This is a genomic window from Roseibium sp. LAB1 (genome assembly GCF_054658235.1).
The window spans coordinates 1,990,263-2,009,402 of the sequence record NZ_BAAGIB010000001.1; the positions used below are offsets into that span (position 1 = coordinate 1,990,263).

The window sequence follows — 19,140 nt, forward strand, 5'->3', positions numbered from 1 at the left end:
CTCCCTTATGGACGTTTGAACTGGTCGAGCCAGCCTATCCCCCGAGCATCTCTCTGGGGTCGAAATTGATGATGACTTCCTGCCAAGCTTCATACTTGGAAATTGGCAGATTGTATGGCTGGCAGCGCATTATCGCGCGCACCGCACTGCTTGAGGCTGCGCCGAAGGCCGGGTTGCCGCTGGAATTCATGACTTCCGGCTGGCCCGACACCTGACCGTTCTGGGACAGGTTGAAACGAACACGAACCTTCAGATCTTCCGCTCCGACTGCACCAACCGGCGGGTTCCAGCATTGCGCCACCATGCCGCGAAGCGCATCCAGCTCGGACTGGCTCATGCGGACTTCCTGCTGCCCACGCTGGGACCCGAGGGACGCTGGGTTTTGGCTGGCTTCACCTGCCTGCTTGGCCGGTTCGACCTTGTTCAGAAGCGCGGCGATATCCGTGCTGTCGAAATTTTCCTTCGGCGGCTCGGGCGCGTTCTTCGGCGGCGTCGGCTTCGAGCGCGGCGAAACCTTTGTCACGATCGGCTGCGGCGCAGGCGCGGCCTCCTGCTGCTGTGGCACAGGTTCCGGCGCAGGAGCGGGATCCGGTGCAGGTGCGGGCTCTGCCACCGGCGCCGGTTCGGGGGCTGGTGCAGGCGCAGGCTCGGGGTCTGCCACGGGCTGCGGTTCCGGTGCCGGAGCAGGTGTGGGTGACGGAGCCGGTGATGGCGGTGTCGGTTGCTCGACCTTGCTCTCACCCGGCTTGTCGGCTGGCTTGGGCGGTTCCTCAGCCGGGGTCTCGCTCGGGTTCACCGCGGCCACGTCCCGGACCTCGGCGTTCTTTTCGCCGATCCGAAGCTTTGTGATTTCCTCGATGGGCACCAGTTCGACAGGCAGGGAATCCACCTGCGGAACAGCAAAGCTCTCAGCGTCCGGAAAGGCTATCAAGCCCCAGAGCAGGAAAGCCGAGTGACCGGCCAGAGACGCGATGAGACCTGCGCGCATGACGCGTTACGAGTCCCGTTCTTCCAGAGTGACCAGACCGAGGCGTTTAAACCCGGCCGCGCTGATGCGGCCCATCAGCTTCATCATGGTGCCGTAGTCGGCATCTTGATCGCCGCGCACGTAGATACGTTCCTCGTAGCCATTGGCGGCAATGGCCTCGAGTTTCGGCACGATCTCGTCGAGGGTGATCGGCGTATCCTGAATGAAGATTTCACCAGCCGCGTTCACCGAGATGGTTATCGGCTCCGTGTCGCCTTCCAGTGCCTTGGCACTCGTCTCCGGCAGATCGATCGGTACACCGACCGTCAGCAGCGGAGCCGCCACCATGAAGATGATCAGAAGCACGAGCATCACGTCGACCATCGGCGTGACGTTGATTTCGCTCATGGGGGCGTGGCGGCGCCTGCGCCGTCCGCGCCGCCCGCCTCCTGCCTGACCTGAACCGACCTGCATGGCCATGGATCAGCCCCTCTCGTCGATCTGACGGGACAGGATGGCGGAGAATTCGTCCGCAAAGCCTTCCATGCGCGAAACCGCCTTGCCGACATCTGCGGAGAACTTGTTGTAGGCGATAACCGCCGGAATGGCTGCCAGAAGACCAAGGGCGGTCGCAAACAGCGCCTCGGCAATACCGGGTGCCACAACGGCAAGGTTGGTGCTTTCGGATGCTGCAATGGCCTGGAACGCGGTCATGATACCCCAGACCGTTCCGAACAGGCCGATGAACGGTGCGGCCGATCCCACGGTCGCCAGGATCAGCAGCCGGCTTTCCAGCCGCTCCGCTTCGCGCTGGATGGTGACGTCCATCACCCTGTCGATACGCTGCTGCAGGCTGCCGATGGCAGGCCGCGCGCCCTCGTGGCTGCGCTTCCATTCGCGCATGGCCGCGACAAACAGCGCCGCCATGGAATGGTTCACGCGATTGTGAAGCGTATTATAGAGCTCTTCGAGAGACTGGCCCGACCAGAACACCGTTTCAAACCGTGTCATCTGTCGCCGGGTCCGGCCGACCAGCATGATCTTGTCGACGATGATCGCCCAGCACCACACCGAAGCGCCCAGCAGACCGAGCATCACGAGCTTGACGACGATATGCGCCTGCCAGAACAGCGCAAAAAACGAAATGCCGCTCTCCGGCGCCAATGTCGATTGGACAAGTGTTTCCATAAATTCAATGACCCCTTGGCCGTCTGACGCTGTTTTGCATTCAAGGTTTCGAAAACGACAGCGAGGAACCGGAATCAGCCGGCCGGCTCTTGTAACCAGCCGCCTCTCTGACGTTTGATTTTGTCAAAACTGGGACTTTTCCTATCAAAGGAAGTCCCTCTCTAAAGGAATCAATTAAGGTTACTGCAAGATTAACGCAGTAATGTGTTTTGAAAGTATTTTGCCGACCTCAAGCAGCAGGCGCGCGCATTCAGCTCCAACCCCTTCAACCGTCGGTGTTTTCTCCCGGTGCATGTTGCAGCAGTTTTTCCGCCAGAACCTGCGGCAGTCGGGTCGGACGCCCTTGCGAGGTGATGATTGCAACGGTGACGGCAGCCGAAACCAGCAGCTCTTCTCCCCGGTATATAAGCTGATCGAGCCGGATTCGGGCACCTTTGTATTCCGCAATGCTTGTATGCACTTCCAGCACATCGTCGATCCGGGCCGGCTTCTGGAAATCCAGCGTCATTGTCTTGACCGCGAAGGCCAGGGAGGCACCGTGGCTACCTTCCGCCATTTCGAAATGATGAATGCCGATGAGACGGAGAAAGTCCGACCGGGCACGCTCGAAAAAGCGCACATAGGCTCCGTGATAGACGATACCCGTGAAATCCGTGTCCTCGTAGTAGACGCGAACAGGTAGCACATGACCGCCATCTTCCAGGCGGCCGGCGAGATCCGGCCAGTCCGACACGCTTTGTCCCTCGAAAGCTGAATGAAAAAGCCTCCCGGTCGACCGACCGGGAGGCTCGTGCCTGGCCCTTACGTAGGCTGTATCTTATGCAGCGGCAACCTCGGAGAGGAATTTCTCGACGGATGCACGAAGCTGTTCCGCCTGCTGTTTCATCTCGATGGTCGCGTTCAGCATGTCGCCGACCGCTTCCGAGTTTTCGGCAACTCCTTCGTTCAGCGATGCCACTGTTTCTGCAACGCTGCGGGTGCCTTCCGCGGCTTCTGCGACGTTTCGGGAAATCTCACCGGTGGCAGCGCCCTGCTGCTGCACGGCGTCCGAAATCGTGGTGGTGTAGGAGTTGACCTCCTCGACCGATTCCGACACCCGGGCAATCTCTTCCACTGCTTCGGTGGTAGAGGCCTGGATTGCCGCGATCTGCGCGGAGATTTCTTCCGTTGCCTTGGCGGTCTGGCCGGCGAGCGACTTGACTTCCGACGCAACGACCGCAAAGCCCTTGCCGGCATCGCCCGCACGTGCGGCTTCGATCGTCGCGTTAAGCGCCAGCAGGTTGGTCTGCTCTGCAATCTCGGAGATCAGCGACACGACATCGCCGATCTTGTTGGCCGCTTCCGCAAGTCCGGAGATCTTGGAATTGGAGCTCTGCGCCGCAGTCGTTGTCTGGGCCACGATGGTCGCCGTGGTTTCGACCTGACGAGAGATTTCCGAGATTGACGCGTTGAGTTCCTCGGTCGCGGAGGCAACTGCCTGCACGTTGGAAGAGGCGTTTTCCGAAGTCGACACTGCGGTCTGCCCCTGGTCTGACGCGGCAGTGGACCGGTGACTGAGGGCGGAAGAGACTTCTTCCACACGGGCAATATTGGTTTCCACCAGTTCCAGAACCGCCTGCGACTCGGCCCGGAATGCGGCGATCAGAGCATCGATCGTTTTCTCGCGCTGTTCACGGGCGATGTGGCCGACCTTGCGCTCCGATGCCAGACGCTCGCGTTCGATGGAGCTGTCCTTGAACACCTCGATACAGCGTGCCATGCGGCCGATCTCATCCTGGCGTTCGGTTGCTTCGACAGCGACCTCCAGATCGCCGTCCGCAATCTTGCGGGCTGCGACCGACAGACGTTCCATGGGAGCGAACATGCGCCGGGTCACCCACCAGATCAGGCCGACAATCGGCACCAGGCAAAGGAACCCGGAAATGATCGCGCCATAGGTGATGCGGTCGGCTGCAGCAGACAGTTCGGTCTGTTTGACGGCATCGACCACACCGAAGGGCGATCCGACGAACGTGTTGCTTGCTTCCGCAAATCGGTAGACGCCATCATCCAGGCGGATCAGCCGGTCATCGACCTTGATGTCGGAGATCATGTGAACTGCACTGGCGCGGCCCACTTCATCAAGCTGAACCAGCTTGCCGTCTGAGTCGGCAAGGAAGATGCGCTCGCTCTCGCCGAGACCCGTTTTTTCGTTCAACAGGTTTGCCAGATGCTCCATGTTGGTCGTAAACGCCACCGCGCCAAAGAACCGGTCGAGGTAGAAGACCGGCACCGCGAGAACCTCAGAGACTGTGCCATCTTCTGTCGTCACGAACCCAGAAGAATAAATCTGTCCAGCCGCCAGCGTCTCGTTTTTCGAGGCTTCGAACAGCTTGCCCATGGCAATCTGTACCGGATGTCCCTGGATTTGCGCGTCGTTGACGTGGAAGGCGAATTCCGGACCCTTGCGGAAGGTATAGGTGATGAACCCGTCCGGATTGGCCAGTGCCGCATCCGAGAACAGGCCCTGATCGACCAGTTCCTGGTAGATCGGATGAACGACCTTGTGGTTGTTCACGTAGTAGTTGGACTCTTCCGGCTCCACCAGAAGGTGACGCTCACCTTCGGGATGCGGATTGTCTGTCACGAAGATCCTCCGAAGAAGCTCCTTGGGCCCCTCCTTCTGGCTCTCCTCTGCGTTTTTCTGCCCATCCTTCAGGTTCTTCCACCCGACCATGGTCTTCATCAGACTGTCCTTGGCGCCTTCCAGCGTGGAGAAGAACGCAGCGCTGTCCCTCACCTGCCCGAGGGAGAGTTCAAGAACCTTCTGTTTTGCCCTGGTCGCGCTTTGCAATCCGGCATCCGCCTGACCGTTAGCAACATCCCGAGAAATGGTCGAAGTGACCGTCACAATTGCCACGCACATGGTAAGTGCGCCGGCCAGAAACATTAAAGCCAGTTTAGATGAAAGCCGCTTCCGCATGGTTTCCCCCGCATAGTTAACGCGACGATACGGCAACATTCGCGAATAAATGCTTAATTGCTATGCAGGGTTAGATATAAATAACGAGGCTCTATTTTATAAATACTACGTAAGCTAATCCGGATCGGAAAACAGACCCATTTGCGGTGCATCCGGTCTGGACGGCGCGGCAAGTCCAAGATGTTCGAACGCCATGGGCGTGAGGATACGACCACGCGGTGTCCGTTGCAGGAATCCGTTCTGAATAAGGTACGGTTCGACGATTTCCTCGATCGCATCGCGTGGCTCTGAAAGCGCTGCTGCAATGGTCTCGATACCCACCGGCCCACCGCCGAAGTTGACGGCGATCTGGGTCAGATAGCGCCGGTCGAGACTGTCGAGCCCGGCGGCATCGACTTCAAGCTGAAGAAGCGCCCTGTCCGCAAGTTCCCTGTCGACCCGTTCGACCCCGGCAACGATGGCGAAATCGCGCACCCGCCGCAGCAGCCGTCCGGCGATGCGCGGCGTCCCGCGTGAACGTTTGGCGATTTCCCGCGCGCCTTCTTCGACCATGCCGATGCCGAGAATGGACGCCCCCCGCTTGACGATATGTTCCAGCTCCGGGACCGTATAGAACTGCAGCCGGACGGGAATGCCGAACCGGTCGCGCAACGGCGTCGTCAGCAGGCCGAGCCGTGTGGTCGCCGCAACAAGCGTGAACTTCGCCAGATCGATCTTGACCGACCGCGCGGCAGGGCCTTCACCGATGATCAGGTCGAGCTGGAAATCCTCCATCGCCGGATAAAGTACTTCCTCGACCGCCGGATTGAGCCGGTGGATCTCATCGATGAAGAGCACATCGCGCTCTTCCAGGTTGGTCAGAAGGGCGGCCAGGTCCCCGGCCTTTGCGATGACCGGGCCGGAAGTTGCGCGGAAATTGACACCGAGTTCGCGTGCCATGATCTGCGCCAGCGTCGTCTTGCCGAGGCCCGGAGGCCCGACGAACAACACATGGTCCAGCGCCTCACCACGCGCTTTCGCCGCGCCGATGAAGACCTTCAGATTGGCGCGCGCCTGGGCCTGACCGACGAAATCATCCAGCACCTGGGGGCGCATGGTTGAATCGATCTCGTCCCCCCGGATTTCCGGCGTCACGATGCGAGTGTCATCCGACATGGCTTACGACCACAAACAGCAGCACCAGAAGAGCCAGGGAATAGGCCACCCGGAGCGCATAGAATTTCTTGAACTGGCGCAGGACAAACGGATCGTCCGACTCCACGCGGCGCCCGTTGACGGTAAAGGGGCGATCCCCCACCGAAGCACTGAAGCGATGATCGAGATACACGATGCCGCCAATGCCGAGAACCACGAACACGACGGCTATGATGCCATAGGTAACGGCGATCATCCGGCCAATTCCTTCAAGCCAAGGCGGATCAGCGTTTCCGTGGTCGCGTCCTCACCGGCTGACTGCAGGGCCTTTGCGACGGCGCCGCTCGCCTGCGCCTGTGCATACCCCAGATTGGTGAGCGCCGATACCGCCTCGGCCACCGGCCGCGCGGCCACATTGTCGGCCACGTTCTGGGACACCGCAATCGTGCCTTGATCCACCGTGGCAAGGCCCGGCGCCTTGTCCTTGAGCTCCGAGAGGATACGTTCGGCGACGCGCTTGCCGACACCGGGCGCGCGCGAGATCGTCGCCTTGTCGCCAAGGGCAATCGCGTTGGCGACTTCACTTGCCTTCAGGATGCCCAGAATGCCGAGCGCCACCTTGGCACCGACCCCTTGCACCGTCATCAGGATACGGAACCATTCACGTTCCGCCTCGACACCGAAGCCATAGAGGCGGATCATGTCCTCGCGGACGATCGTCTCGATGAAAAGGACAGCCGCTTCACCCGCCCGGGGCAGGCCTTGAAGGATGCGGGAAGGGCAATGGACCTGATAGCCCACCCCATGCACATCCAGGATCACGTGATCCTCGCCGTAGCTGTCGATTGTACCCTTCAGCTTACCGATCATATTGCCCCCATGGCGGCAAGCCGCGCCGTGCTGTTGGACCGGTGCTGTGCGTGGCAGATGGCAATTGCCAGTGCATCGGCGGCATCGTCCGAATTGAAGGTGGCCCGTGGCATCAGGATCTTGACCATGGCCCGGATCTGTTCCTTTTCCGCATGGCCTGTGCCGACAACGGTTTTCTTGACGAGGTTCGGCGCATATTCGGCAACGGGCAGCCCGGCAAGCGATGGCACCAGCAGCGCGATCCCGCGCGCCTGCCCCAGCTTCAGCGTCGCTCCCGCATCCTTGTTGACAAACGTATGCTCGACCGCGGCTTCCGCCGGTTCGTGACGGCGCACGACGTCGGTGAGGCCATCATGCAGCTGTACCAGGCGCTCGGCCAGGCTCTTCTTGTTGTCGGAGGTCACCGTACCGGAAGCGATGAAGGAAAGGCGATTTCCCGCCGCCTCGATCATGCCCCAGCCGGTACGCCGCAGCCCCGGGTCGATGCCCAGCAAACGAATCGCGTGTATCATGGAACAAATCGGTAACAAAACTTCCCCGTTGACGCCAGCCAAAGCGCGGCTTACCACCGGAATGCCTGTCAAAAACACCTGAAAACGCGTGTAATCAGTTCTCACCCTCAGCAGCAGGCCGCTTTCCCGCAAGGGCCCACCAACCGCAGGGCCTCACTATTTCCGATCCCGTCCGTCCCGCGAGTTTCTATGGCCGACATTTTCAGTTCCTTTTCGCCCGGCCTTCTGGTTTTCCTCGCCGCCGTTCTGTTCATCGCCGGGTGCGTGCGCGGATTTGCCGGGTTCGGTGCTGGAATGATCTTCATGCCGGTTGCCGCCAGCGTCATGCTGCCCTCAACCGCCGCGGCCACATTCTTGTTCATTGACGGCATTGTCGCCCTGCCGCTGGTGGTCAGGGCGCTGAGGCTATGCAACTGGGCAACAGTGCTTCCCGCAGTTATTGGCGCGGTGGTTTTCGTCCAGGTCGGCGCGTGGCTGCTGGCAAATGCGGACGTGCTGGTTCTGCGCTGGACGATCTTTGCAATCGTCACAGGCCTGCTGCTGTTGCTGGTCTCCGGCTGGCGCTATGAACGCAAGCCCTCCAGACCGGTTTCCCTCGGCGTCGGTGCGGTTGCCGGTGTCCTTGGCGGAATTTCGCAGGTCTCCGGCCCGCCGGTTGTTGCCTTCTGGCTGTCCAGCGCCAAGGAACCGGCCATTGTGCGCGCCAACCTGATCGTCTTCTTCGCGCTGGCGAGCATCGGAACCTTCATTGCCTATATCTTCAACGGCTTCTTCACGCTTGAAGTGTTCCAGCTCCTGGTGATGGCGGTCCCTGTTTATGCCCTTGCCATCTACCTGGGTTCCAACGGCTTCAAGCGTGCCGACCCCAGCCTCTACCGCAAGCTTGCCTACGGACTGATCGCACTCGCCGCGCTGTCAAGCATGCCCCTGCTCGACCCACTGTTCCGGTAGGCGGTTCCAATCCGGAATCTTGCGTCGGCTCCACCCACCTCCTCATCCTGAGGAAGCGCGAAGCGCTGTCTCGAAGGATGGGCTGCGCACTCAGGTACAAGTGGCCCATCTTTCGAGACGCCGCTAACGCGGCTCCTCAAGATGAGGGTGAAAAGAAGAAAGCCATATTTATCTGGCTTCAGATATTGCAAAAACCGCCCCAAAAACGCGGCGCAAACCCTATTCGGCCAAAGACTTTTCCTGAAGCTTTGCCTGCCACTTGGCACATTTTTCCGCCATCAGCCGGTTGAGCTCGACCTCAAACTCTTCCTTGCTTGAAGAAGCCTGCGCAAGAACGCTCAGCGCCACGATCGCAGCATCGGCGGCTTCCTCGCGCACATCCGCCAATGTCTGCTTCTTGTATTCGCTGCCCGGTGCTTTCGTCGCCGAAAGCACAGCCTGCGCCAGCTCTCCAGCCTCTTCCGCCAGCTTCAGCGCCCGTTCCTGCAAGGTCTTCGGATCATTCCGCGTCAGATCGAAGATATTGAACATGCGATCGGTTTCCCTGGTTCAACGAAGGCCCGAGCCCTCAGGAACTCCAAAACAAAAACCCCGGCAGAGCCGGGGTTTTCAGATCCATATCCTGAGGCCCTCAGGAAGCCAGAGAGGCCATGGTTTCTTCGTCGACATCGAAATTGGAGTAGACGTTCTGGACGTCGTCGTCGTCTTCCAGCATGTCGATGAGCTTCATCATGGTCTGGGCCTTGTCCGCATTGACCGGTGTCAGGTTCTGCGGCCTCCAGATGATCTTGGCCGAATCCGCTTCGCCCAGCGCCTTTTCAAGGGCCGCGGAGACATCGTTCAGGTCTTCGAAGGCAGTGTAGATCGTGTGACCGCTCTCGTCGGACTGGACATCTTCCGCCCCTGCCTCGATCGCGGCTTCCAGAACAGCGTCGGCTTCGCCGGCTTCCGGCTTGTAGATGATCTCGCCAACCCGGTCGAACATGAAGGACACCGACCCAGTTTCCCCCAGCGAGCCGCCGCATTTGGTGAAATACGAGCGGATGTTGGAAGCCGACCGGTTGCGGTTGTCCGTCAGAGCCTCGACGACCACGGCAACGCCGGCCGGGCCGTAGCCTTCGTAGCGGACTTCTTCGTAGTTGTCGTCGTCACCGGACTGGGACTTGTTGATCGCCCGCTGGATGTTTTCCTTCGGCATGGACTGAGCCTTGGCGTTCTGGACGGCAAGGCGCAGGCGCGGGTTCGAATCCGGATCCGGGTCGCCCATCTTCGCGGCGACGGTAATTTCCTTGGACAGCTTGGAGAACATCTTGGAGCGGGCCGCGTCCTGGCGTCCCTTGCGATGCATGATGTTCTTGAATTTTGAATGGCCTGCCATGGCTCTTCTCGGTTCTTTACAGGTGATGTCAGTGAAAACTGCGCCGCTTATAGGCAAGTTGACCCGGAAAATCCAGCGCAGAGAAAATCTCGCCGGTGGTCAGGCCCCGTCCGGCCAGAAGTGGGGGATCACGGGCTCCAGCCGCCCGCCGATCCGCAGTGGTGCGATCCGCTCGGCAAGACCCGTACGGTCGTCCGTCTCCAGGGCAACACCGCAGATCGTTGCATCGCCGTTCGCCGGGGTGAACCTGGAGCTCGGGATCTTGCGCTGAAACCGGTTGACCGGCTCTTCCTTGTCCATGCCCAGCACGCTGTCGTAAGCACCGCACATGCCTGCGTCCGACATATAGGCCGTGCCGTTTTCCAGGATCTGGTGATCGGCCGTCGGCACATGGGTGTGCGTACCGACAACGAGACTGACGCGGCCATCCAGGAAATGGCCCATGGCCTGTTTCTCGCTGGTGGCTTCGGCATGCATGTCGACGATGATCGCATCGGCCACATCGCCGAGCGGACATCCGTTGATCACGTTGTCGATGGCTGCAAAAGGATCGTCCAGCGCGTCCATATAGACGCGCCCCATCACATTGGCGACCATCACCCGCGCACCGTTTCTGGCGGTGAAGAGATGCGCACCGCGGCCGGGTGTTCCGTTAGGATAATTCACCGGACGCAGCAGCCTGTCCTGCCGTTCGATATAGACAAGCGTGTCGCGCTGGTCCCACACATGATTGCCGGTTGTGACCACGTCGGCGCCTGCGTCCAGAACATCCTGCAAGATGGCTTCGGTAATGCCGAACCCGGATGCAGCGTTCTCGCCGTTGACGATCACGAAGTCGAGCCGGTTGCTTTCCACCAGCTCCGGCAGTTGCTCAATGACGGCGGTACGGCCCACGCGGCCGACAAGATCGCCCAGAAACAGAATACGCATATATCTTCACTGAACGGCCTGCTTTCGGCTGTCAATCATGCCGTCAGCCGAACGCCCGGTACCCCTGCTCGGTCAAAATTCCATTCAACGGCTTGTCATGCGCTTCCGAGGGGACGCGGTCAACCTCCTGCAAGGAAAAGGCGAGCCCGATACACAAAAGGGGACCGGACTGTTGCAACTGCGCAATTGTGGTGTCGTAAAAAGCCTTGCCGTAGCCGATGCGCGTGCCCCGCGCGTCAAAGCCGGCGAGCGGCATCAGAAGAACGTCCGGACGCACTTCTTCGGCGGAAGGACCAGGTTCCGACGTACCGAAACCGGCTGAAACCAGTTCCGTGTCCCGTTCCAGGCGGCGGAAGATAAGGCTTGGCCCTGTCATTACAGGCAGGCTGAGCGGATGCCCGAGCTGACGCAGGCGATCCATCAGCGGGCGCGGATCGATCTCGTCGCGAATTGGCCAGAACCCGGCAACCACCGCTCCTGCCGGCAGCGGCAGATCATCGGCAAAATCACTCAGCTGAAGGCTTTTTTCAATCCGTTCGACAACAGGCATTGCCTTGCGGCGAGCCAGCACATCTTTGCGGAGCCTGTCTTTTTCGGTCGCGATGGTGGAAAGGTCGGTCATGAGGCCTCGTGTCAATTGCATCGGCCACCGTTCAGACAAACAAGAACGCGCAGCCGCCCGACCGTTGGATTTGCAATCCCGGGAAACCTACTATGTAGGTGGGCGCCGTATGCAACGGACCACGGCCCAGCGCAGGGACAGCTCCCAAGGGAATGCGTAAGGCCCCGGGGATAATGTTCCTGACGTATCGGGCAGCCGCAAGTACCGCATATAATCCGGTGCAGCCGCAATTACCAGTGCGGCATGAAATTCATCACAAACGAAGTTTCTTGAGAGTGGCTCGTGTGAACACGTGCAGCCTTGCTGCAAGATACCGGTCAGACAATCGCCTCAGGCGTTGTCCTGGGTGCGCAAGCTCTTGGACAGGCCATCGGCGAGGCTTTCGATGCGTGCGGCGGCCGTGTTGACCGCCCGCGAAAGCTCTTCCTCGTTCTGGCTCATGTTGTCGAGCGCGGCCACCTGCTGGTTCCTGGCGTCCGCCAGTTGCTCTTCAAGCCGGGCAACCTTGCGTTCCAGTTCCGAAAGCTGGTCGGCCGCCATGATGCCGGCCATCACCGTCAGGCGCTGGTCGCCGATTTCGCCAAAGGCGCCACGAAGGTCGTTGATCCAGCCGTCGAAACGCGCGGCGAGGCCCATCAGGCGCTCTTCCTCGCCGTCGTCGCACGCCATCCGGAACGACTTGCCGTTAATGGTAACCGTGATTTGAGCCATATGCGCCTAGCCTCCGTGCGCGTCGAGCACGCTGCGAATGGTTTCCATCGCAGAGACCAGCCGCCGGGACACATCCCGGTTGGCCTCTTCCAGGCGGGAAGCCCGTGCTTCGCTTTCATCAAGTGAGGCTGCCAATTGGGAGCGGTCTTCGCCAAGCCGCTGCAGATCGTCCTGCAGGGCATTCAGCGACCTGTCTGCGTCAAGGCGCCGCTGGACAGCCGCTTCGAGATTGCCGACGGCTTTGTCCAGGCGCTTTACCGCATCGGCCAGGCTGGTCTTTTCCATGCAGTCGACATCCGCCATTAATTACGTCGTCCCAATCGTTCTTCTGCGGCGGTCCGCCCATTCCTTCCGAGGTCAGACTGGAGATTTGGCGCTTTCAACCCTGTATTTGCTGCTCAAATTGCGTGCATTTCAGACAATGCGTGGCAAAGCGCGTTTCACGGCGAAAAAGCAAATCTTTGTTAGAGCATTGAGCTTAGGCGCCGCAACTTCTCTCAGTCAATGCCACCATTGGCAGAATCCTCAACTCTATAACGCGCGAAGGAAAAAATTCTTCCCCGACCAAGCCCGCAAAAGACCCAAGGCAGCTTTATTGACTCGGGTGCCGTTCCTGATATTTGTCTGGCGCCTGTTCGAGATTGACGAAAGTTAATTCTTGAGCAACGCACCTCAAAACAACCTTGCCGGGCTCCCTGCTTCGGCCAAGGGGGGCTCCAAAGCAAGCAACGGGACGACGATGACCGATCTTGATAAACACCAGCGCATGGCAAATGCGATCCGCTTTCTTGCCATCGATGCCGTGGAAAAGGCTAACTCCGGTCACCCAGGCCTGCCCATGGGCGCTGCGGATATCGCGACAGTTCTTTTTACCGAATTCCTGAAATTCGATCCGACATCCCCGAACTGGGCCGACCGCGACCGCTTCGTTCTGTCCGCCGGTCACGGTTCGATGCTGCTTTACAGCCTGCTGTATCTGCTCGGCTATGAAGATTTCTCGCTCGACGAGCTGAAGAACTTCCGCCAGCTCGGTGCGCGCACCGCCGGTCACCCGGAATACGGCCACGGCGCCGGCATCGAGACCACCACCGGGCCGCTCGGCCAGGGTCTCGGCAACGCGGTTGGCATGGCCATCGCGGAACGCCTGCAGTCGACCCGCTTCGGGGAAGACCTTGTCGATCACTACACCTATGTGCTGGCCGGGGACGGCTGCCTCATGGAAGGCATCAGCCAGGAAGCCCTGACGTTGGCAGGCCACCTGAAGCTCAACAAGCTGATCGTCATCTGGGACGACAACGGCATTTCCATCGACGGCAAGGTCGAAATCACCGATTCAACCGACCAGCAGGCCCGCTTCGCCGCATCCGGCTGGAACACGCTCAGCGTCGACGGTCACGACCCGGTTGCCATTTCCGCTGCAATTCGTCAGGCCCAGGCCAGCGACCGCCCGACCCTGATCGCCGCCAAGACCACCATTGGCTTCGGTGCTCCGAACAAGTCCGGCACCGCAAAGGTCCATGGCTCCCCGCTTGGTGCCGAGGAGATTTCCGGTACCCGCGCCGCGCTCAACTGGCCACATGCGCCGTTTGAAGTTCCGAGCGACATTCTGGACGCCTGGCGTATTGCCGGCCTTCGCTCTGCCCAGGCCCACAAGGACTGGCAGAAGCGCTTCGCCGAGGCAGACGCCGAGACCCGCGCCGAATTCGAGCGCCGCAATCGTGGCGACCTGCCGGCTGGCTTCACCCAGGCCGTTCTGGACTACAAGAAGAAGCTCGCTGACGAACAGCCCACCATGGCGACCCGCAAGGCGTCGGAAGCTGTCCTGACCGTCATCAACGAAGTGGTTCCGGAAACCATCGGCGGCTCCGCCGACCTGACCGGTTCCAACAACACCAAGACACCTCAGACCGCGCCTGTCACACCGGACGATTTCTCCGGCCGTTACATCCACTACGGTGTCCGGGAACACGGCATGGCGGCGGCCATGAACGGCATGGCCCTGCATGGCGGCCTGATCCCCTACTCCGGCGGCTTCCTGATCTTTTCCGATTATTGCCGCCCGTCGATCCGCCTCGCAGCGCTCATGGGCCAGCGGGTCATTCATGTCATGACCCACGATTCCATCGGCCTTGGCGAAGACGGTCCGACGCACCAGCCGGTGGAACATTTCGCCGCCCTGCGTGCCATCCCGAACCTGTCCTTCTTCCGCCCGGCAGACATCACCGAGACGCTCGAGTGCTGGCAGCTGTCGCTGGAAAACCGTGAAGGCCCGTCGGTCCTGGCGCTGACCCGTCAGAACCTGCCGTCGCTGCGCAAGACCTATGAGGAAGACAACCTCTGCGCCAGAGGCGCATACGTGCTTATCGACAGCGACGAAGATGCAGCCGTCACCATTTTCGCGACCGGTTCGGAAGTTGAGATCGCTGCCGACGCGCACAAGGATTTGACCGCTGCCGGCATTGCCGCTCGGGTGGTTTCCGTGCCTTCTTTCGAACTGTTCGAAGCTCAGTCTGACGACTACAAGGCCGCCGTTATCGGCAACAGCCCGGTCAAGATTGCCGTTGAAGCCGGCATCCGCATGGGCTGGGACCGCTTTATCGGTTCAGACGGTATCTTTGTCGGCATGACCGGCTTCGGCGCGAGCGCTCCTTACAAGGAGCTCTACGAGCATTTCGGCATCACGGCGGACGCCGTCGTTGCAGCCGCCAAGGCAAAGCTCGGCTCTTAACTTAAATCAATTCCCGGCACCAAGACTTCCTCCTATGGTGCCGGGCCTTTCGAGCACAAAGCTGCTCATCAAGTGACCACAACAAGTGGTTTTTAAATCGGTTTAGCCCATGATGAGGCACGCCGAAGATTGCGGGAGTGGATTATGGTAACCAAGATAGCAATCAATGGATTTGGACGCATCGGCCGCAATGTGCTGCGCGCCATCGTCGAATCCGGTCGCACCGACATTGAAGTCGTTGCGATCAACGACCTCGGCCCGGTCGAGACCAACGCGCATCTGCTGCGCTACGACAGCGTTCACGGCCGCTTCCCGGCAGAGGTCAAGGTCGATGGCGACACCATTTCCGTCGGCGGCGGCAAGCCGATCAAGGTGACCGCGATCCGCGATCCGAAGGAACTGCCCTGGGGCGAGCTTGGCGTCGAAGTCGCCATGGAATGCACCGGCATCTTCACCGCCAAGGAAAAGGCCTCCATGCATCTGGAAGCCGGCGCCAAACGCGTTCTGGTCTCCGCTCCGGCTGACGGTGCCGACAAGACCATCGTCTACGGCGTCAACCACGATGCGCTGACTGCGAACGACCTGGTGGTTTCCAACGCGTCCTGCACCACTAACTGCCTGTCCCCGGTTGCCTATGTGCTGAACGAAGCCATCGGCATCGAAAAAGGCTTCATGACGACGATCCACTCCTACACCGGTGATCAGCCGACCCTGGACACCATGCACAAGGATCTCTACCGCGCCCGTGCTGCGGCCATGTCCATGATCCCGACCTCCACCGGCGCCGCGAAGGCCGTCGGCCTGGTGCTGCCGGACCTGGCTGGCAAGATGGACGGTGTTGCCATCCGCGTCCCGACCCCGAACGTTTCCGTGGTCGACCTGAACTTCATCGCCAAGCGCGACACCACCGTTGAGGAAATCAACGAAGCCATCAAGGCAGCAGCTAACGGCAAGCTGAAGGGTGTGCTCGGCTACACCGAAGACAAGCTGGTTTCCATGGACTTCAACCATGACAGCCATTCCTCGGTCTTCCATTGCGACCAGACCAAGGTCATGGACGGCACCTTCGTGCGTATCCTGTCCTGGTACGACAACGAGTGGGGCTTCTCCAACCGCATGGCCGACACGGCTGTGGCAATGGCAAAGCTCATCTGATTGTTGCCTTCGAAAGACGCCGGGCCATCCGGCGTCTTTTTTGGTCGGCACGGGTGCCAATTCCGGCAAGACCGCGACACGGTTTTCATTTCAGGCATAGCTCCAGGGCAAAGGTCATGTAGACTGGAACTGCAGACACGTGCAGTTCAATCCTGGAGACGCCGTCATGACTGCCTTACTGGTCATTCTTGGGTCGTTGTTCGCGGTTGGTTGCCTGGTGGGTTTCGGCTTCTATTGGGTCGACATGAAGAGGGACAACGAACGGTTCCCTTCAGATCAGGACTCGGAGCCTGATATCGGCAATCCCGATACCGACGCCTTGCGAAAGCCGGATTTCCCGGCCGGAAATTCCTGATGCCAATTGAAGGATCCAGAAAATGACCACTCTGACATTTCTGTTCGGATTTGTTGTGCTGATCGGCGTCGGCTTCTATTTCGTCGAACGGTCGAAGGAACGCTCCGCGAGAAACACCAAACGGAGCTGGCAGCCGGATGTGGATAGCCAAAAATCCGAAACGATGGCCAGCCTTCAAACACCACCCGATCGATAGCCCTCCCGAAAAGACATTTTTCCCTTCCCGGAGTTCCCTGCTTGCTCGAACTGCTCACCGTCATTTCGCTGACCGTCGTGGTCGCAATCGTTCCCGGGCCCGACTTTGCCGTCGTCCTCCGCAACGCACTCATCGGCGGACGTCTCGCCGGCATAATGACTGCGCTCGGCATCGCGCTGGCGCTTGGCGTACATGTCACTTACGCGCTGGCGGGCATCGGCCTGATCGTTTCCCAGTCGATCCTGCTCTTCAACGCGCTGAAGCTGATCGGCGCGGCCTACCTCGTTTTCCTAGGCGTCACCATGTACCGCACGGCATCGAAGGAGATGCCGGCCGATGGCGCCCTGTCCGGCATGTCTCCCTTCCGCGCGCTCCGCTGGGGCTTCTTCACCAATGTGACCAATCCGAAGGCAACCATGTTCGCCCTGTCGGTATTCCTTCAGGTGACGTCTCCCGCAACGCCGCTCTGGACGCAGATCGGCTACGGCGTAATCATGGCCGGTGGCGTGTTCCTGTGGTTCGTTCTGGTGACCGTCTTCTTCACCCTGCCTGCCGTGCGCCTCAAGTTCATGCGTGCCAAGCTCTGGATGGAGCGCTCCTTCGGCATTCTGCTGACCTTGTTCGGCATCGGCATCGCCGTTTCCACAAACTCCAGCCGTCCTTGAAGACAGGCGTTTTCCAACAGGTGAATCAATGGCTTTCAAAACTCTCGATGATCTGACTGACATTGCCGGCAAACGCGTTCTGGTCCGCGTCGACCTCAACGTGCCGATGGATGGTGGAAAGGTGACCGATACCACCCGTATCGAACGCGTTCTGCCGACCATCCGCGAACTGTCCGACAAGAAGGCGAAGGTCATCCTGCTGGCCCATTTCGGCCGTCCGAAGGGTGAACGCGTTGCCGGCATGTCGCTCGGCCCGGTCGCCTTGGCGGTCGCATCTCTTCTTGGCCAGCCTGTCGTCTTTGCTGACGACTGTATCGGTCAGGCCGCGAAGGATGCTGTCGACGTGATGGTCGATGGCGATGTCCTGCTTCTGGAAAACACCCGCTACCATGCGGGCGAGGAAAAGAACGACCCGGACTTCGCAAAGGCCCTTGCCGCCAATGGCGACATCTATGTCAACGACGCCTTTTCCGCCGCCCACCGGGCTCACGGTTCCACCGAAGGCATCGCCCGGCTTTTGCCTGCCTATGCCGGCCGCACCATGCAGGCGGAACTTGAAGCGCTCGGGTCCGCACTCGGCAATCCGGTTCGTCCGGTTCTCGCTGTTGTCGGCGGCGCCAAGGTGTCTTCCAAGATCGATCTTCTGGAAAACCTTGTGACCAGGGTCGACATGCTGGTGATCGGTGGGGGCATGGCCAACACCTTCCTGGCAGCGCAGGGTACGGATGTCGGCAAGTCGCTGTGCGAACATGATCTTGCGGAAACGGCGAAACGCATCATGACCGCAGCCGACAAGGCCGGTTGCGAGATCGTCCTTCCGGTCGATGCCGTTGTCGCGAAGGAATTCAAGGCCGGTGCGGAAAACGAGACCGTATCACTCGATGCCATTCCGGCCGACGGCATGATCCTCGATGTCGGCGCAGCCTCCATCGAAACGGTGAAGGCCAGGATCGATACCGCCAAAACTCTCGTATGGAACGGTCCGCTGGGTGCCTTCGAGATCGCACCATTCGACACCGCTACGGTTGCTGCCGCCAAACACGCAGCCGCCAATACCAGGGCCGGCAAACTGAACTCCGTGGCCGGTGGCGGCGACACCGTCGCAGCACTCAATCATGCTGGCGCTGCGGACGATTTCTCCTATGTCTCCACCGCCGGTGGCGCCTTCCTGGAATGGCTGGAAGGCAAGGAACTGCCGGGAGTAAAGGCACTCGAAGCCTGACGGCTCAAAGGAACAGGGAACCGCAATGCAACGCTGTTTCACCAACATTCTGACCGAGGAGGTCGCCGCGACGGCGGCCTTCTACGAAGATCTGTTGGCCATGCAGCCCCAATTCGTGTCCGACTGGTTCGTTAGTCTGGCAGATGCGGAAAACCCTTCCCTTGAACTCGGCATCCTGAAACAGACAAGCGAGATTGTCCCGGCCCGTGCGCAGCGGGCAACCGCCGGGGTTATCCTTACATTTGTCGTCGACAATTGCGCGGAGGTATACGAGCGCGCCCAGACGCTCGGTGTGAATGTGGTCGAGGCACCTCGTGAAATGCCTTATGGCCAGATGCGGATGATTGTCAGGGATCCGGCAGGAACCTTTGTCGATATCAGTTCGCCGGTCTAAACTGTCACGGGGCAGGCAGTCGGAACGCCTCAATTTAATTCGATCTGCAAATTAAATCTGCCGGGACGTTTTCCGGCAGGCCCTTGTATTTTAATTGATTTAAGCGGTCACGCCCCTCTGTTCATGGCTGAAAATCTTGTTAGAACCACCGGGACTTGACGCACCGCAAAATAGGTGTCGTGATTTTCGCCAGCCTTGTC

Annotated in this window: 24 protein-coding genes and 1 other RNA gene; 9 read left to right on the top strand and 16 right to left on the bottom strand. The window is 60.0% G+C overall.

Translation table 11 applies throughout. The features are described from left to right. Positions 1 to 34 precede the first annotated feature (34 nt). The 9 genes from ACYQ54_RS09285 to ruvC form a co-directional block, all read right to left on the bottom strand. Positions 35 to 988 (bottom strand): cell envelope integrity TolA family protein, encoded by a 954-nt coding sequence (locus ACYQ54_RS09285; protein WP_460081339.1) that lies wholly within the window; start codon positions 986 to 988, stop codon positions 35 to 37. A 6-nt stretch (positions 989 to 994) separates the two neighbouring features. Beyond that, entirely contained in the window at positions 995 to 1,447 is a 453-nt protein-coding gene (gene tolR, locus ACYQ54_RS09290) for a protein TolR (RefSeq protein ID WP_460081340.1), read from the bottom strand. Between the two features lie 3 nt (positions 1,448 to 1,450). Then, on the bottom strand, positions 1,451 to 2,155 hold the full coding sequence (tolQ, locus tag ACYQ54_RS09295; RefSeq protein ID WP_460081342.1) for a protein TolQ: 705 nt from the start codon (positions 2,153 to 2,155) through the stop codon (positions 1,451 to 1,453). Between the two features lie 265 nt (positions 2,156 to 2,420). After that, complete coding sequence (gene ybgC, locus ACYQ54_RS09300; protein ID WP_460081344.1) at positions 2,421 to 2,888, bottom strand: tol-pal system-associated acyl-CoA thioesterase; 468 nt, start codon at positions 2,886 to 2,888, stop codon at positions 2,421 to 2,423. Between the two features lie 84 nt (positions 2,889 to 2,972). Next, positions 2,973 to 5,060 carry a methyl-accepting chemotaxis protein gene (locus ACYQ54_RS09305; RefSeq protein ID WP_460081346.1) on the bottom strand — a complete coding sequence of 696 codons (2,088 nt, stop codon included), beginning with the start codon at positions 5,058 to 5,060 and terminating at the stop codon, positions 2,973 to 2,975. A gap of 171 nt (positions 5,061 to 5,231) precedes the next feature. Next, on the bottom strand, positions 5,232 to 6,272 hold the full coding sequence (gene ruvB, locus ACYQ54_RS09310) for a Holliday junction branch migration DNA helicase RuvB (RefSeq protein ID WP_460081348.1): 1,041 nt from the start codon (positions 6,270 to 6,272) through the stop codon (positions 5,232 to 5,234). Continuing rightward, the gene (locus tag ACYQ54_RS09315) at positions 6,262 to 6,507 is read right to left on the bottom strand and encodes an endonuclease (protein WP_460081350.1); all 246 of its coding nucleotides are present in this window, start codon (positions 6,505 to 6,507) and stop codon (positions 6,262 to 6,264) included. The genes ruvB and ACYQ54_RS09315 overlap by 11 nt, the downstream gene beginning before the upstream one ends. Next, positions 6,504 to 7,121 carry a Holliday junction branch migration protein RuvA gene (gene ruvA, locus ACYQ54_RS09320; RefSeq protein ID WP_460081352.1) on the bottom strand — a complete coding sequence of 206 codons (618 nt, stop codon included), beginning with the start codon at positions 7,119 to 7,121 and terminating at the stop codon, positions 6,504 to 6,506. Before ruvA ends, ACYQ54_RS09315 begins: the two co-directional genes overlap by 4 nt. Beyond that, a complete protein-coding gene (gene ruvC, locus ACYQ54_RS09325) occupies positions 7,118 to 7,633 on the bottom strand; it encodes a crossover junction endodeoxyribonuclease RuvC (RefSeq protein WP_460081354.1) in 516 nt (171 codons plus the stop codon). The genes ruvA and ruvC overlap by 4 nt, the downstream gene beginning before the upstream one ends. Before the next feature lie 189 nt (positions 7,634 to 7,822). Here ruvC and ACYQ54_RS09330 point away from each other — a divergent pair, with 189 nt between their 5' ends. Next, complete coding sequence (locus ACYQ54_RS09330; protein WP_460081356.1) at positions 7,823 to 8,584, top strand: sulfite exporter TauE/SafE family protein; 762 nt, start codon at positions 7,823 to 7,825, stop codon at positions 8,582 to 8,584. 219 nt (positions 8,585 to 8,803) lie between these two features. Here ACYQ54_RS09330 and ACYQ54_RS09335 read toward each other — a convergent pair whose 3' ends face one another. The 7 genes from ACYQ54_RS09335 to ACYQ54_RS09365 form a co-directional block, all read right to left on the bottom strand. Beyond that, positions 8,804 to 9,115, bottom strand: coding sequence for a MazG-like family protein (locus ACYQ54_RS09335; RefSeq protein ID WP_460081359.1), 312 nt, complete (start codon positions 9,113 to 9,115; stop codon positions 8,804 to 8,806). Positions 9,116 to 9,215: 100 nt separating this feature from the next. Further along, positions 9,216 to 9,962 (bottom strand): YebC/PmpR family DNA-binding transcriptional regulator, encoded by a 747-nt coding sequence (locus ACYQ54_RS09340; RefSeq protein ID WP_460081362.1) that lies wholly within the window; start codon positions 9,960 to 9,962, stop codon positions 9,216 to 9,218. A gap of 99 nt (positions 9,963 to 10,061) precedes the next feature. Then, on the bottom strand, positions 10,062 to 10,892 hold the full coding sequence (locus ACYQ54_RS09345; RefSeq protein ID WP_460081364.1) for a TIGR00282 family metallophosphoesterase: 831 nt from the start codon (positions 10,890 to 10,892) through the stop codon (positions 10,062 to 10,064). Between the two features lie 43 nt (positions 10,893 to 10,935). Then, complete coding sequence (locus ACYQ54_RS09350; RefSeq protein WP_460081366.1) at positions 10,936 to 11,514, bottom strand: 5-formyltetrahydrofolate cyclo-ligase; 579 nt, start codon at positions 11,512 to 11,514, stop codon at positions 10,936 to 10,938. A 46-nt stretch (positions 11,515 to 11,560) separates the two neighbouring features. Beyond that, a non-coding RNA gene (gene ssrS / locus ACYQ54_RS09355) (6S RNA) lies at positions 11,561 to 11,715 on the bottom strand. 129 nt (positions 11,716 to 11,844) lie between these two features. Further along, on the bottom strand, positions 11,845 to 12,225 hold the full coding sequence (locus ACYQ54_RS09360) for a cell division protein ZapA (RefSeq protein WP_460081369.1): 381 nt from the start codon (positions 12,223 to 12,225) through the stop codon (positions 11,845 to 11,847). A 6-nt stretch (positions 12,226 to 12,231) separates the two neighbouring features. Continuing rightward, positions 12,232 to 12,528, bottom strand: a complete 297-nt coding sequence (locus tag ACYQ54_RS09365; RefSeq protein ID WP_077291769.1) for a DUF4164 domain-containing protein — start codon at positions 12,526 to 12,528, stop codon at positions 12,232 to 12,234. Positions 12,529 to 12,595: 67 nt separating this feature from the next. On the opposite strand from ACYQ54_RS09365, the gene ACYQ54_RS09370 reads away from it, so the two are divergent. The 8 genes from ACYQ54_RS09370 (at position 12,596) to ACYQ54_RS09405 (ending at position 18,940) form a co-directional block, all read left to right on the top strand. Then, positions 12,596 to 12,880, top strand: coding sequence for a hypothetical protein (locus tag ACYQ54_RS09370; RefSeq protein ID WP_460081370.1), 285 nt, complete (start codon positions 12,596 to 12,598; stop codon positions 12,878 to 12,880). An 84-nt stretch (positions 12,881 to 12,964) separates the two neighbouring features. Next, complete coding sequence (gene tkt, locus ACYQ54_RS09375; RefSeq protein ID WP_460081372.1) at positions 12,965 to 14,953, top strand: transketolase; 1,989 nt, start codon at positions 12,965 to 12,967, stop codon at positions 14,951 to 14,953. Positions 14,954 to 15,097: 144 nt separating this feature from the next. Continuing rightward, positions 15,098 to 16,108, top strand: coding sequence for a type I glyceraldehyde-3-phosphate dehydrogenase (gap, locus tag ACYQ54_RS09380; protein WP_460081373.1), 1,011 nt, complete (start codon positions 15,098 to 15,100; stop codon positions 16,106 to 16,108). Positions 16,109 to 16,274: 166 nt separating this feature from the next. After that, positions 16,275 to 16,463, top strand: a complete 189-nt coding sequence (locus tag ACYQ54_RS09385; protein WP_460081375.1) for a hypothetical protein — start codon at positions 16,275 to 16,277, stop codon at positions 16,461 to 16,463. A gap of 22 nt (positions 16,464 to 16,485) precedes the next feature. Continuing rightward, entirely contained in the window at positions 16,486 to 16,659 is a 174-nt protein-coding gene (locus tag ACYQ54_RS09390) for a hypothetical protein (protein WP_460081377.1), read from the top strand. A gap of 41 nt (positions 16,660 to 16,700) precedes the next feature. Beyond that, positions 16,701 to 17,324: a LysE family translocator gene (locus ACYQ54_RS09395; protein ID WP_460081378.1), complete on the top strand. Its 624-nt coding sequence runs from the start codon at positions 16,701 to 16,703 to the stop codon at positions 17,322 to 17,324. Between the two features lie 28 nt (positions 17,325 to 17,352). Further along, positions 17,353 to 18,546, top strand: a complete 1,194-nt coding sequence (locus ACYQ54_RS09400) for a phosphoglycerate kinase (protein WP_460081380.1) — start codon at positions 17,353 to 17,355, stop codon at positions 18,544 to 18,546. Between the two features lie 25 nt (positions 18,547 to 18,571). Next, a complete protein-coding gene (locus tag ACYQ54_RS09405; protein WP_460081381.1) occupies positions 18,572 to 18,940 on the top strand; it encodes a VOC family protein in 369 nt (122 codons plus the stop codon). Positions 18,941 to 19,140: the final 200 nt, after the last annotated feature.

Bases quoted from the DNA above. Each gene is read 5' to 3' on its own strand.
- ACYQ54_RS09285 (WP_460081339.1), bottom strand. From the start codon at position 988: ATGCGCGCAGGTCTCATCGCGTCTCTGGCCGGTCACTCGGCTTTCCTG.
- tolR (WP_460081340.1), bottom strand. From the start codon at position 1,447: ATGGCCATGCAGGTCGGTTCAGGTCAGGCAGGAGGCGGGCGGCGCGGA.
- tolQ (WP_460081342.1), bottom strand. From the start codon at position 2,155: ATGGAAACACTTGTCCAATCGACATTGGCGCCGGAGAGCGGCATTTCG.
- ACYQ54_RS09305 (WP_460081346.1), bottom strand. From the start codon at position 5,060: ATGTGCGTGGCAATTGTGACGGTCACTTCGACCATTTCTCGGGATGTT.
- ruvB (WP_460081348.1), bottom strand. From the start codon at position 6,272: ATGTCGGATGACACTCGCATCGTGACGCCGGAAATCCGGGGGGACGAG.
- ACYQ54_RS09315 (WP_460081350.1), bottom strand. From the start codon at position 6,507: ATGATCGCCGTTACCTATGGCATCATAGCCGTCGTGTTCGTGGTTCTC.
- ruvA (WP_460081352.1), bottom strand. From the start codon at position 7,121: ATGATCGGTAAGCTGAAGGGTACAATCGACAGCTACGGCGAGGATCAC.
- ruvC (WP_460081354.1), bottom strand. From the start codon at position 7,633: ATGATACACGCGATTCGTTTGCTGGGCATCGACCCGGGGCTGCGGCGT.
- ACYQ54_RS09330 (WP_460081356.1), top strand. From the start codon at position 7,823: ATGGCCGACATTTTCAGTTCCTTTTCGCCCGGCCTTCTGGTTTTCCTC.
- ACYQ54_RS09335 (WP_460081359.1), bottom strand. From the start codon at position 9,115: ATGTTCAATATCTTCGATCTGACGCGGAATGATCCGAAGACCTTGCAG.
- ACYQ54_RS09340 (WP_460081362.1), bottom strand. From the start codon at position 9,962: ATGGCAGGCCATTCAAAATTCAAGAACATCATGCATCGCAAGGGACGC.
- ACYQ54_RS09345 (WP_460081364.1), bottom strand. From the start codon at position 10,892: ATGCGTATTCTGTTTCTGGGCGATCTTGTCGGCCGCGTGGGCCGTACC.
- ACYQ54_RS09350 (WP_460081366.1), bottom strand. From the start codon at position 11,514: ATGACCGACCTTTCCACCATCGCGACCGAAAAAGACAGGCTCCGCAAA.
- ACYQ54_RS09360 (WP_460081369.1), bottom strand. From the start codon at position 12,225: ATGGCTCAAATCACGGTTACCATTAACGGCAAGTCGTTCCGGATGGCG.
- ACYQ54_RS09365 (WP_077291769.1), bottom strand. From the start codon at position 12,528: ATGGCGGATGTCGACTGCATGGAAAAGACCAGCCTGGCCGATGCGGTA.
- tkt (WP_460081372.1), top strand. From the start codon at position 12,965: ATGACCGATCTTGATAAACACCAGCGCATGGCAAATGCGATCCGCTTT.
- gap (WP_460081373.1), top strand. From the start codon at position 15,098: ATGGTAACCAAGATAGCAATCAATGGATTTGGACGCATCGGCCGCAAT.
- ACYQ54_RS09385 (WP_460081375.1), top strand. From the start codon at position 16,275: ATGACTGCCTTACTGGTCATTCTTGGGTCGTTGTTCGCGGTTGGTTGC.
- ACYQ54_RS09390 (WP_460081377.1), top strand. From the start codon at position 16,486: ATGACCACTCTGACATTTCTGTTCGGATTTGTTGTGCTGATCGGCGTC.
- ACYQ54_RS09400 (WP_460081380.1), top strand. From the start codon at position 17,353: ATGGCTTTCAAAACTCTCGATGATCTGACTGACATTGCCGGCAAACGC.
- ACYQ54_RS09405 (WP_460081381.1), top strand. From the start codon at position 18,572: ATGCAACGCTGTTTCACCAACATTCTGACCGAGGAGGTCGCCGCGACG.